General features: G+C 56.2%; 10 protein-coding genes. 5 read left to right on the top strand and 5 right to left on the bottom strand.

Translation table 11 applies throughout. The annotated features are described in order from the left end of the window. The first annotated feature begins 159 nt into the window (after positions 1–159). The 3 genes from dalD (at position 160) to O1V65_RS04110 (ending at position 4,407) form a co-directional block, all read left to right on the top strand. Positions 160–1,551 carry a D-arabinitol 4-dehydrogenase gene (gene dalD / locus O1V65_RS04120; protein WP_084912485.1) on the top strand — a complete coding sequence of 464 codons (1,392 nt, stop codon included), beginning with the start codon at positions 160–162 and terminating at the stop codon, positions 1,549–1,551. A 12-nt stretch (positions 1,552–1,563) separates the two neighbouring features. After that, the gene (gene xylB, locus O1V65_RS04115; RefSeq protein ID WP_227955894.1) at positions 1,564–3,024 is read left to right on the top strand and encodes a xylulokinase; all 1,461 of its coding nucleotides are present in this window, start codon (positions 1,564–1,566) and stop codon (positions 3,022–3,024) included. Positions 3,025–3,123: 99 nt separating this feature from the next. Next, positions 3,124–4,407 (top strand): MFS transporter, encoded by a 1,284-nt coding sequence (locus O1V65_RS04110; protein ID WP_227952922.1) that lies wholly within the window; start codon positions 3,124–3,126, stop codon positions 4,405–4,407. A 67-nt stretch (positions 4,408–4,474) separates the two neighbouring features. Here the strand turns inward: O1V65_RS04110 and O1V65_RS04105 are convergent, their stop codons facing one another. Further along, entirely contained in the window at positions 4,475–5,110 is a 636-nt protein-coding gene (locus O1V65_RS04105) for a hypothetical protein (RefSeq protein ID WP_084912487.1), read from the bottom strand. A 122-nt stretch (positions 5,111–5,232) separates the two neighbouring features. Between O1V65_RS04105 and O1V65_RS04100 the strand changes: the two genes are divergently transcribed. Beyond that, complete coding sequence (locus O1V65_RS04100; protein WP_017490162.1) at positions 5,233–5,787, top strand: shikimate kinase; 555 nt, start codon at positions 5,233–5,235, stop codon at positions 5,785–5,787. A gap of 63 nt (positions 5,788–5,850) precedes the next feature. On the opposite strand, the gene hemB is transcribed toward O1V65_RS04100, so the two are convergent. The 4 genes from hemB to O1V65_RS04080 all read right to left on the bottom strand — a co-directional run bounded on the left by hemB (position 5,851) and on the right by O1V65_RS04080 (position 11,404). Further along, complete coding sequence (hemB, locus tag O1V65_RS04095; RefSeq protein WP_017490161.1) at positions 5,851–6,828, bottom strand: porphobilinogen synthase; 978 nt, start codon at positions 6,826–6,828, stop codon at positions 5,851–5,853. A gap of 159 nt (positions 6,829–6,987) precedes the next feature. Then, entirely contained in the window at positions 6,988–8,799 is a 1,812-nt protein-coding gene (locus O1V65_RS04090; RefSeq protein ID WP_269130204.1) for an ABC transporter ATP-binding protein, read from the bottom strand. Positions 8,800–8,815: 16 nt separating this feature from the next. Continuing rightward, complete coding sequence (locus O1V65_RS04085) at positions 8,816–10,255, bottom strand: M81 family metallopeptidase (RefSeq protein WP_017490159.1); 1,440 nt, start codon at positions 10,253–10,255, stop codon at positions 8,816–8,818. Between the two features lie 9 nt (positions 10,256–10,264). After that, positions 10,265–11,404, bottom strand: coding sequence for an ROK family transcriptional regulator (locus O1V65_RS04080; protein ID WP_084912491.1), 1,140 nt, complete (start codon positions 11,402–11,404; stop codon positions 10,265–10,267). A 198-nt stretch (positions 11,405–11,602) separates the two neighbouring features. Here O1V65_RS04080 and O1V65_RS04075 point away from each other — a divergent pair, with 198 nt between their 5' ends. After that, on the top strand, positions 11,603–13,144 hold the full coding sequence (locus O1V65_RS04075; protein WP_269130203.1) for an ABC transporter substrate-binding protein: 1,542 nt from the start codon (positions 11,603–11,605) through the stop codon (positions 13,142–13,144).

Genomic DNA, 13,144 nt, shown 5'->3' with positions numbered 1-13,144 from the left:
CATCATTCTGAGTGATGTCGATTTAACAAAAGATAACAATATTGTGAGCTAAAGCCCATTTAATGGGCAAAAGTTTATTTAAGCTGATCTTCAATCAGGCAAAAGCCCGCAAAAAGAGCTTATGCCCAAAATGCCTTCACTACCTTTTCGGAGCAAACTATGGTTACTTCTTGGCACTCAGCGGTTTGGTTGCACATTGGCGCAGGTTCGTTTCACCGTGCTCATCAGGCGTGGTATCTGCATCGGCTGATCGAGGCCGGTGATAATAACTGGTCGATTGCGCTGGGGAATATTCGCGACGACGCCACGCCGTTGCTGAATAATCTGTCTGCTCAGGGCGGTGAATACGTGTTGGAAACGGTGACCCCAGCGGGAGAGCGCGCCTATGAAACCATTACCTCAGTCAAGAAAATCATCCCCTGGGACGCAGAGCTCTCGCAGCTGATTGCGCAGGGCGAGAAATCCGCGACGCGGGTTATCTCCTTTACCGTCACCGAAAGCGGCTATTATCTCGATAACCAGTTTAATCTTGACCAGAACAACGCCGACATTTGCGCCGACCTACAGGGCGGCTGCCGCACTGTTTATGGTGCTATCAGCCATATTTTGCAGCAGCGCCAGCGCAGCAACGGCGGGCCCGTCACGCTGCTCAACTGCGATAACCTGCGCCACAACGGCGACCGCTTCCATCATGGCCTACAGCAGTTTTTAACCCTGAGACAACAACCGGCGTTGTTGCAGTGGATTGCCGACAACGCTCGCTGTCCCAATACCATGGTCGACCGCATCACTCCACGCCCATCACCCGAGGTCGCCGTGCGCGTCAAAGAGCAGACCGGTAAGGATGATAAGGCACCGGTGATGGCCGAAGCGTTTATCCAATGGGTCGTTGAGGATGACTTTATCGCCGGTCGCCCTGCACTGGAGAAGGTAGGCGTTGAGATGGTGAAATCGGTAGTGCCTTATGAGGAAGCAAAAATCCGCATCCTCAATGCCAGCCACAGCTGCATTGCCTGGGCCGGTACGCTTCTCGGACAGCGGTATATTCATCAGAGCACTCAAACCGAGTCAATTTGTCAGATGGCATACCGCTACGTCACCGAAGACGTGATTCCGAGCCTCTCCCCTAGCCCGCTTGACCTGAAAGACTACCGTGACGTGGTCCTTGAGCGGTTCAGCAACCCACATATTCAGGACACCAATCAACGCGTTGCGGCAGACGGATTCTCGAAAATCCCAGGATTCATCACCCCAACCCTGGTCGAGTGTTATCAGCGCGGTGATGTCCCCCGCGCCACCAGCCAGCTGCCGGCGTTGTTCTTCGTGTTTATGCAACGCTGGGCACAGAATCAACTGCCCTACGAATATCAGGATGGCATTTTAGATTCTCAGGCCGTAAAACAGATGTTTTCCGCCAAAGATCCCATCGCCGAGTATGCGCATGACAGTAAACTTTTCGGTGAGTTGGCGTCTAAACCCGAATTTGAGACGCTGCTGCGTGAATCGATTGCGGGCGTTTATCAATGGCTTGAGTCTGCGAAGCAGGGCTAACAGGAGTCGCGCATGTATTTAGGACTGGATTTAGGGACCTCGGAAATCAAGGCGTTGGTGCTGGATGCCGAGGGCAAGGTGATAGCCAGCGCGGGCGAAGCGCTGGAGGTGCAGCGCCCGCGCCCGCACTGGTCGGAGCAACGTCCCGACGACTGGTGGAAGGCGACGCAAAAGGTGGTCGCCAGACTGCGCGACCAGGTGCCTCAGGCGTGGGCAAACATTGTTGCTATCGGCCTTTCCGGGCAAATGCACGGCGCGGTGCTGCTGGGCCGCGAGGGAGAGGTGCTGCGCCCCGCTATTCTGTGGAACGACACGCGCAGCGCCAGAGAGTGCGAGCTGCTAACGCAAGCAGCCCCGCAGCTACATCAGTTAGCGGGTAATCTGGCAATGCCGGGATTCACTGCGCCAAAGCTGCTGTGGGTTGCGCGTCATGAACCCGAAATTTTTAGCCAGATAGCCACGGTACTGCTGCCAAAAGACTATCTACGCTGGAAGATGAGCGGCGACAAGGTTTCCGATATGTCGGATGCGGCGGGGACACTGTGGCTCGACGTCGCCAAACGTGACTGGTCAGATACCCTGCTCGACGCCTGTGGACTTTCGCGCGACCAGATGCCGCGGCTAGTCGAAGGCAGCGCAGTTTCGGGCGTGCTCAATCGCGATATTGCCCGCGCGTGGGGGTTAAACAGTGAGGTGATTATCGCCGGTGGCGGGGGCGACAATGCCGCCAGCGCCATAGGTATTGGTGCAGTAGAGCCGGGCGATGCGTTTATCTCGCTGGGTACCTCGGGCGTACTGTTTGCGGTAAACCCAAGCTTTAGCCCTAATCCAAACAGCGCGGTGCACGCCTTTTGTCACGCCCTGCCCGACCGCTGGCATCAGATGAGCGTCATGCTGACGGCGGCGAGCGCGCTGCGTTGGTATTGCCAGCTGATTGGCAGCCATGAAACGACGCTGCTGGCAGAGGTGGCCCAACTCACTCAGGCCGAAAAAAGGCAGGCACCGCTGTTTCTCCCCTACCTGTCGGGAGAGCGCACGCCCCACAACGACCCTTTGGCGGTCGGGGCTTTTCACGGCATGACGCACAGCACGCAGCGCGCGGCGCTGGGGTATGCCGTACTGGAAGGCGTGGCCTTCGGCATGGCCGACGGGCTGAGCGTGCTCAAACAGTCGGGCACTCAGCTGAGCCAGTGTTCGCTGGTCGGTGGCGGTGCACGCAGCGACGAATGGGCGCAGCTGATTGCCGACGCGCTTAATCTGACCATCACCACCCATCAGGACGGCGAGGCCGGGGGGGCACTGGGCGCAGCCCGTCTTGGTTGGCTGGCCGCAGGCGGTGAACAAAGCAAGGTCTGCCGCAAGCCTCTGACAAAAAAGACTTTCTCGCCGGACGCCGCACGCCATCAGGTGTTGCAGTCCCGACTGGCGACCTGGCGCAAACTGTATCAACAGCAGGTAGAGCTAAGACGATAACCCCCTGACATCACAATAAAACCCGAGGGCGGCCACGCCCCATTCACCTCATTGATAACCAAAAACTGAGGGAGCCCCGCTCCCCCAGAGGAGCATGCTATGCAAAAAAAACAGGCCCACTGGTTTGGTTTACCGCTCAATCTGCTGTGGGGATATATCGCCATCGCCGTGTTCATGAGCGGTGACGGCTTTGAAATGGCGTTTCTGTCGAAACATATTACCGATATGGGGTTCAGCCCTGCCGAGTCCGCGCTGGTATTCACGGTCTATGGGCTAGCGGCGGCGATAGCGGCGTGGAGCTCCGGCGTAGTGGCTGAAATCATCACTCCACAGAAGGCCATGCGCATCGGCTTTATTCTGTGGCTGGTGATGCATACCCTGTTTATGCTGTTTGGCTTAGGCATGAAAAACTATCCGCTGATGCTGCTGTTTTACGGTATTCGCGGCCTTGCCTATCCGTTGTTCATCTACTCCTTTGTTATGCTGGTAGTGCAGACGGTGCCGAAACAGCAGCTTTCCTCGGCGATGGGCTGGTTCTGGGCAATGTACTCCATCGGTATCGGCTGTATCGGCAGCTACCTGCCGAGTTTTACCATTCCACTGTTTGGTGAAACCGGTACGCTGTGGTTTGCGATTGCCTGGGTCGGCGTCGGCGGCATGATGGCCCTGACCTTGCTGCGTAACGTGGGCACACCGAGTGAAAAGGCCAACCTCACGCCGAAAGAGAAACTGACCGAACTTTCTCGCGCGGTGACTATCCTGTTCACCAACCCGCACATCTTTATGTCGTGCCTGATCCGCATTATCAACACGATTTCGCTGTTTGGCTTCGCCGTGATCATGCCAATGCTGTTCGTTGGGCGTCTCGGGTTTAGCATGTCGGAATGGCTGCAAATCTGGGCGGTATTCTTCTTTGTGACCATTTTTACCAACATCATGTGGGGAATTCTTGGCGAGAAAATTGGCTGGCTGCGTCAGGTGCGTTGGTTTGGTTGCATCGGCTGCGCCATTTCTAGCCTGGCATTTTATTATTTACCGATGCATTTCGGGCACAACGTCGGGATGGCGCTGGTGCCCGCCGTGATGCTAGGCATCACCGTTGCCGCCTTCGTGCCAATGACCGCCGTGTTCCCGGTACTCGAACCCAAACATAAAGGCGCAGCGATTTCGATTTACAACCTCTCGGCCGGTTTGAGCAACTTCGTAGCACCGGCTATCGCCTCAATGGTGCTGCCATTTTTTGACATCGTCGGCGTAGTCTGGGTCTATACGGCACTGTATTTAGTGGCGGCAGTGTTAACGCTGCTAGTGAAAGTCGACCAACCGGGGCACAGTAAAGTGCCGGTTGCCACACAGCACAAGATTGAGTCAGAGCCGTATTAAGTCCTCTGCCGGGTCAAGGTCAAGACAAGGTTCTTGACCTTGACCCTCGGTGAAGCCTTACGCTGATTTAACGCGGCTGCCACCCGTCGGGGATGACAAACTCCGGCCGCCGGTGAAGGGCATGAAGAAAATGGCACGCTGCGCTCCTTAACTTTTCAAAATTAACCTTGTTATGCTCGCCCATATCTCGCAGCACGCGCGGGTCATAAAACGGCATCCCCATTCCATAGGCCACGCCAATAAGGCGCACCTCATCGCTAACAGCAATATTTCCTGCTCCCTGCCGCGCCTTAAAATCCTGGATCTCTATCTGTAATTGCCTATATATCCGCTGGCGATTCTCCCGCGATAAATTAAGAAAAATTTCGGCATAGCCTTTATTAAAGCTGCTAACGACGTCGACGACAAGATAGGGCGTACTGCCTGTTAAGGCACTATATTGTGCGGTGGATTCTGTCGTGGATTGTGTCGTGGATCGTGCAGTTAATTGCCTCTCGCTATCTGCTACAGGTTGCGTGATTTCAGGCTTTTGCAGGCGACAGCGACGAACCGGTCGGGCCAACGACAGGCTCTGCGGCAGCCGAGGGGTATTCATGATACTGGTAATAGCAACGGGATTTTTAGTCTGCTCGCACGGCAAGTTAACTGGGATCCATTTCGTTATTCTCGGCGAAGCGTCAGCATTGTTCAGACGATTATCCATAGCGTTCCCTCAATTTATTTAATTATAATCAGGATGCCAGTAACATAACTCGCGCCGTTTTTTAATCTATAAGATTTCAATCAAATTCTACTCTTCGCGATCAATAAACGTTGGGAGCTTCAGTGAAAATTAACGTCATTGGCACCAGTGGAAGCGGTAAATCCACCTTTGCCAAAGCGCTGGCGCAGCAATTAGCTATTCCTTATATCGAGATGGATACGCTGTTCTGGAAACCTCATTGGACCGGAAGCAGTGATGCAGAATTATTTGAAAAACTCGAACAGGCGATTTCCCAACCGTCCTGGGTGCTGGATGGCAACTATAAGCGCTCGCAGCCGATTAAATGGCGCGATGTCGATATCATTATCTGGGTGGATTACAGCTTTGGCCGCACGCTGTATCAGGCGGTCAAACGCGCACTGCAACGGGCTAGCCACGGTCAAGAATTATGGGCCGGAACCGGTAATCGTGAAACTTTTCGCCAGAGCTTTTTTAGCCGCGAGTCAATCATCCTGTGGACGCTGAAAACGTTCTATAAAAACCGCCGTCAGTATCAAAAGATGATGATCAGTCCGCCCAATAGCCAAGTGCAGTTTGTTCGCCTGCGTTCACACAAACAGGCCCGGGCGTTTATCGACTCTCTCGGGTTGCAAAACGCCGCAGCAAAAAAAACCTGACATAAAAGTCAGGTTTTTTATCGGTACGTCTCGCTAAGCGCAAGAAGACGGCGTCAGGAATGCTTAGTAATCGACGCCGTTCTCGGCGATATCCATCGCGAAGTAAGACAGGATGATGTCAGCACCGGCACGTTTGATTGCACCCAGGGTCTCGCGCACCACTTTACGTTCGTCGATGGCACCGGCCTGTGCGGCAAACTTGATCATCGCGTACTCGCCGCTCACCTGATAGGCCGCCAGCGGCAGACGGGATGCGGCGCGAATGTCGCTGATCACATCCAGATAAGCCCCGGCAGGTTTCACCATCAGCGCATCGGCACCTTCCTGCTCATCCATCAAGGATTCACGAATTGCTTCACGGCGGTTCATCGGGTTCATTTGATAGTTTTTACGATTACCCTGCAGCACGCTGCCGCCCGCTTCACGGAATGGCCCGTACAGTGAGGAGGCAAACTTGGTCGAGTACGCCATGATGGAGGTATCGATAAAACCGGCTTCATCGAGCGCACTGCGAATTGCCTGCACCTGACCGTCCATAGCAGCAGAAGGTGCAATGAAATCGGCACCGGCTGCGGCGGCAACCACGGCCTGACGGCCCAGATTTTTCAGCGTTGCATCGTTATCGACGCCGTGGTCGTGCAGCACGCCGCAGTGACCGTGGGAAGTATATTCGCAGAAACAGGTGTCGGACATGACGATCATTTCCGGCACGGTGTCTTTACAAATACGCGCCATACGCGCCACCAGGCCATTTTCATTCCAGGTGTCGCTGCCGGTCGCATCCATGTGATGCGAAATACCGAAAGTCATCACCGAACGAATACCGGCTTTGGCATAACGCTCAATTTCATAAGCCAGTTTTGACTCAGGAATACGCAGTACACCGGGCATGGTCTCGATTACCGCGTATTCGGAAGTCTCTTCTTCTACAAAGATTGGCAATACAAGATCGTTAACGCTGAACTCGGTTTCCTGAAACAGCGCGCGCAAAGAATCAGACTGTCTTAAACGACGAGGGCGTAAATTAGGGAACTGTGACATGACTACTCCAGCAAAAAAGCGATTTCTAGACTCTCTGCGGCTATAAAAGCTCGCAAACGGTGTTGGTACAAAAAGTACCTACCAAAAATAACTGCGGAGTATTTTATCTGAACTCAAAACGAATTATTTATCTTTACGTAGCAAGTTTATCAACAAATATTACGTCAGCACCCAATGTCCCTCGCTGACCTGACGATAGTTGCGGGTTGAGGGCTGATAGCCAAGCGGCCGCACCGGGCTCTTCAGCTCGTCTGCCTTAATATGGCGCTTAATGCCGCGCCGCGCGGGATCGGGTACCGGCACCGAGGCAATCAGCTTACGGGTATAATCGTGCTGCGGATTATCAAAAATCGCGGCGCGCGGCCCAATTTCGACGATTTCCCCCAGATACATCACCGCCACCCGATGGCTAACCCGCTCAACCACCGCCATGTCATGTGAAATAAACAGATAGGACAGATTCATGCTCTCCTGCAGGTCGAGCAGCAGATTGACCACCTGCGCCTTCACCGACACGTCTAGCGCCGAAACGGATTCGTCAGCAACAATCACCTTGGGATCCAACGTCAACGCACGCGCAATACAGATTCGCTGCCGCTGACCGCCGGAAAACTCGTGCGGATAGCGGCGCATCATGTCCGGCGACAGCCCTACCTTGTCCATCAACGCGGCGGCCTTCTCAAGCGCCTCAGCCTTATTCGCCAGACGGTGTTGTAATATCGGCTCAATCAGCGCGTCACCAATTTTCATACGTGGATTCAGGCTGGCGAAGGGATCCTGAAAGATCATCTGTATCCGCTGGCGCATGGCGCGCAGATCCGTTTTGCTCAGATTCATGACGTCGAAGCCATCAAAGTCGATCTGCCCGCCGTAAGGCTTCAGCAGTCGGGTGACGGCGCGGCCGGTGGTCGATTTCCCGCAGCCTGATTCACCCACCAGCGACAGCGTCTCACCCGCGAACAGGTCGAAGCTGATATTTTCCACCGCGTGCACCGCGCCAACCGGTCGTCCCAAAATGCCGCCGCGCACCGGAAAACGTGCGCTAAGATTCTTGACCGACAGCAGCGGCGTTTGCCGGGCGTCAACCTGAATGGCACTTTCGCGCGGTTCGTTCGCCAGCCCAGTTTGCCTGTCTATCGTCGGGAAACGCAGCGGACGGCTGCGGCCGCGCATCGACCCCAAACGCGGGACCGCCGCCAGCAGCGCGCGGGTGTAGGGATGCTGTGGGTCACGGAACAAATCTGCCGTATCCCCGCTTTCAACCACTTCGCCGCGATACATCACCAGCGTACGATCGGCAATTTCCGCGACCACGCCCATGTCGTGAGTAATGAACAGTACCGCCATGCCCTCTTCCTCTTGCAGCGTCTTGATGAGGTCAAGGATTTGGCCCTGAATAGTCACGTCGAGCGCGGTAGTAGGTTCGTCGGCTATCAGCAGCCTGGGCTTAAGCGCCAGCGCCATGGCAATCATAACCCGTTGACGCATACCGCCGGAAAACTGATGGGGGTACTCGTCAAAGCGTGCGCTAGCGTTGGGAATTCTGACCTTTTCCAGCAGTCGCAGCGTCTCTTCGCGGGCGGCCTTGCTGCCCATGCCGCGATGCGTTTTCAGCGTTTCTGCAATCTGGCGGCCGAGGGTAAAGGTCGGGTTAAGCGAGGTCATCGGCTCCTGAAAAATCATTGCCACCTCGTTGCCACGCACCTCGCGCATCTGCTTTTCAGAAAGCCCGAGCAGTCCGCGCTGGTTGAGAGTAACACTGCCTTCAATCTTGCTGGTTCGCGCCTTGAGCAGGCGCATCACCGACAGCGAGGTGACGCTTTTCCCCGAGCCGGACTCCCCCACGATGGCCAGCGTTTCACCGGGATAGACTTCAAAAGATAAGTTGCGCACCACGGGCAGCCAGTCGTCGTCCCCCTGAAAGGAGGTGGTCAGGTTCTCTACCTTTAAAACCGGCTGCGCAGTGGCCATCTTTTTTATCCTTTAATTAAAGAGAAGTTGAACGGGCAGAGACTTTGACTTCAGGGGTAAAGGTGAAATCTTTATCGAACGGAAAAGTCGGCACCGTTTTACGCTTTCGCGGCAGTCGCTCCACGAACTGATCGACCACGCCGTCGGAGAGCGCCATCAGATTAGGTCGCGCAATCGGCGCCAGCTCAGGAGACAGATAGCCGGATTTCACCACGACGACGTTGGCCTGCTGCGGGTCGAGGCCGAGCTGCGTAAAGTCGGCAATATGGTGATAAGGCCTGCGGCGAGCGGAGACCACCACGTCGATGCCGTTGACGTGCAGCACCGCCTGTCGTTCAGCCTGGTTCGGTGCATCTAGCAAACGCAGCACGGTAAATTCGGCGTGCACCTGCGGACTGGACGGATCGAGAGAGGCACCCACGGATAACGTTATGCGCGCGTCGACGCCCGCCTCGAAGGCGGCCTCGGTCGCAGGCTGGTCGGTAATACCGGCAACAATGACGCCCGTCGCGCCCTGTTTGAGTAACTCGGCCAGAAGGTCGGCGCGGTCGCCTACGCCACCGCCGGTGGGATTATCGCCAGAATCGGCCAGCACCACCGGGTGCGTCTGGCTGGCAATAGCGTCGCGCACGCAGGCTTCTGGCATGTCCGTTTTGCAGCCAAAGACAAAGTCTTCACGCGCGTCCCAATACGCCTGCGCCAGTTTGATGGCCTCGCGTTCAAGCAGCGGGCGATCGGTACCGGTAAAAATAGCCGCCGCCGTGGCACGCGGCTCGTCGGCCCAAACGTAGCCGACCATCAGCGAGCTATCCCACACGCCCTCAATCTGGTCGAGCGCGGGCAGACAGGCATAGAGACTTTTCGCCGGTTCATCCTCGGTACTGGTCCGTTCGCCCGGCAGCACGACCGGGATCGGCACCCAAAGCAGGGTCGGCCTGACGCCGGTTTGCAGGCTCTTGACCAGCATGGAAATCGAACGGCGCATGGTCTCTTCGACGTCGATGTGCGGCGCGGTACGGTAGGTCGAAAACAGGTCGATGGCGTCGATGATTTTCTGTGAAACGTTGCCGTGCAGGTCATAGCTGACGCTAATCGGAATATCAGGCCCGACGACCTCGCGCGCGGCGCTAATCCAGTCACCCTCGGCGTCTTCCATGCCCTCGACGTACATCGCACCGTGCATCGCGAGATAAACGCCGTCGTAGGGTTTGTGCGCCTCGAGCCCTGCCAGCATCTCCGCCTTGAACGCGTCGTAGGTGGCGCGGGATACCGGCCCTCCGGCGATGGCCCGGGCATGAACCGTGGGTAAAAAGGTCGCAGGATAGTCCTGCAGAAAGGCAAAATACGGTGCCGCCAGCAACGCATCGTTGCGCACCACGCGGAAATCTTTTTCTTCATTAAGAACAGGATTATAAGTGCTGCATTCGATATGAATACCGCCAACGGCTATACGCATCTTCTACCTCTACGGGTTGTCAGGGCCATCAAGAAAACGATGGGCCGCAATGCTTGCCGCTGCACGCACCCAGGTATCTTCATCGATGGGGAAAGTTCTCACCGGCGTCAATCCGGCAAAACCGGGCAATACGTTAGTTTCGATCGACTGCTGTACCACCGTGCCGAGCAGCCCGCCGAAGGCACCCGCCTGATGGGCAATGAGTATCAGGCTGGGGTCGAGAATCTGGATCAGCTGGGCGATAGCCAGTCCCAGCGCCGTGCCTGCACGGTGCAGGATGCGGATAGCCGCCGCCGAACCGCCGGACGCCAGCTGCTCCAGCTCCGCCAGACTGCTCAGGCCAAGATTTTCTTCGCGCGCCATCTCCATGATGGCATTCAGCGAGGCGATGGTGTCGAGACAGCCGCGCTTGCCGCAGCGGCACGGTGTCCCGTTTAGCTCCAGCGTGCAGTGGGCAATCTCCCCCGCGCCGCCGTGCAGACCTCGGTGCAGCCTGCCGGCAATAAAATGCGCGCTGCCAATGCCAGCGCCGTGGCTGACCAGCGTAAAGGTGTCGAGGTCTCGCGCTTGCCCAAAGCGTTTTTCACTGACCGCCAACGCCTTGGCGTCATTTTCGATAAACACCTCAAGGCCGGTAGCCGCCGCGACCAGACTTGCCAGCGGCACATCGCGCCAGCCCAACAGCGCCGATTGCACACAGGTTGACTGGTTTTCATCAATAAAACCGGAGAGCGTGACCCCCATGCCAATGAGTCTTGCGGCAGCGTCAGTGTGCCCTTCCAACAAGTCGGGTAACGCGTGGGCGATGTTCTGCGCCAGCGCCTCAGGCTCTCGAGAAAGCGTGAAACCGGCGCGGGCAATAATTTCACCTTGTAAATTAATTAGCGCCATCTGCGCCGGCGTTTGCAGCAGCGAAACGCCGATGAAATAAGCCCCTTCGGGCCGCAGCATCAGCCTGACGGATGGCCGCCCCTGCCCCGGCCCGTTAACGGTTTCTGACTCATGCAAATAGCCCGCGTCGATCATCTCCCTGACCACGCCACCTATGGCTGCCTTGCTCATGCCGCACACCTGCGCCAGTTCGGTACGGCTCAGCCCTGCGGCAGAGTTGATCGCCCCTAATATTTGCCGTTGTAGTGAACTCAGCATTCCGTTTTCGCGCTCTCATTTTTGGCTAATCTGCCTTGACATTAAACTTATAAAATGAATATATCAATGCCAATTAGTTCACAAAATTTACTAAATAATGAAACATAAGCATTTCATATGAAATAAATACCCAGAGATTGTAGAAAATGCCACAAAGGCAATTTTCGCCATCACCGCAACATTGGCAGAGGAAAATCTATGAAAGGTTTCAGAACCATCGGCTGTCCGGGACGTTTAACGTTGCTTGGCTGTGCGCTGCTCGGCGCACTGGCTTCCCCCGCGTACTCAGCCACGTTGACGGTGATGCAAAACGAGGCGCCGCGCAGCATGGATCCGGGCAACCAGACCGCAACCTTCACAGCCACGGTGTTGGATCCGATGTACGAAGGGCTGCTGAAAATGTCGCCCGCGCTGAAGCTCGAACCGGCGCTCGCGACCTCGTGGAGCAGCGACGCCAGTGGGCTGGTATGGACCTTTACGCTGCGCAGCGGCGTAACGTTTCACGACGGCACGCCGTTTAACGCCGACGCAGTCGTCTCCAACTTTGCCCGCCATCTGGACGTGAAACGCGGTCTGGCGGCTAGCGGTCGTCTGCGCACCTTTATCGACAGCGTCACCAAGGTCGATGACCGCACGGTGGTGTTCAAACTGAAGAAACCCTACCCGGCGTTTCTGAATCTGCTGACCACGGGAGCTTGCCTGATGGTCAGCCCGACCGCCGACAAGGCCGGCACACTGGACAGCAAAGCGGTAGGCACCGGCCCCTACAAGATGGTGCAGTACAAGACCGGTGAATACGTGCTGGAAGAGAAAAATCCAGGCTACTGGGGCAAGTCAGACGGCCCCGAAGACATCAAATGGACCTGGAGTTCGGAGTCTTCGGTCATGAATATGGCGCTGCAGGCGGGTGAAGCCGACGTTATCAATCCCGTTCCGCCGCAGTTCGCCCGCATGCTGAAAAACAACCCTAAATTCGTATTGCATGAAAGCCCAGGGGCGTCAGTGTTCTGGGTCGCGCTGAATACCCAGTTAAAACCGCTGGACGACGTGCGCGTCCGCCAGGCGCTTAACTTCGCGACCGACCGCGATGGGCTGGTGCGCGCCATCATGTCTGGTTTCGCCACACCGGCCAACTCCCCGCTGGCACCCATCACTCCCGGTTATGACAAATCGCTTAACCCTTACCCACTGAATATCGAGAAAGCCAAGGCACTGCTAAAAGAGGCCGGGTATGCCAACGGTTTCTCAATGTCTATCGCCGTACAGGGCGCAGACGCGCGTATTGGTCAGGTACTGCAAAGCATGTGGGCCAAAATTGGCGTGAAGCTTGACGTGCGTCAAATGGAAAGCGGCGTCTGGACCAAAGCCGCTTTCGCCGATCCGGCCGGTAAAAAAGCCGACGGCACCGGCGCTATTCTGGCCTCCTGGTCTTCCGGCGTCAGCGGGGCCGACTTGCAGCTACGACCGCTTTATTACTCGGACAGCTTTGCGCCAATCGGGGCCAACCTCGGGTTCTTCAGCGATGCCAAACTCGACAAGCTGCTTGATACCGCGGCCTCTACGCTGGACGAAAACGCCCGCAATCAGCTCTACGTGCAGGCCCAGCAGGAGATTAACCTACAGGCGCCTCAGGTGCTGCTGTATTACCAGAACGATCTTTATGCCACCGGGGCCAACATCTCCAACGTCTGGATGATCCCCGGTGGAAACGTGATAGTCAAAGACGCCCATAAACAGTAG

It is taken from the genome of Rouxiella badensis, from assembly GCF_026967515.2.
Lineage (GTDB): Bacteria > Pseudomonadota > Gammaproteobacteria > Enterobacterales > Enterobacteriaceae > Rouxiella > Rouxiella badensis.
Note: the sequence above shows the minus strand (reverse complement) of the source record. Positions and strands in the feature narration are given on the sequence as shown.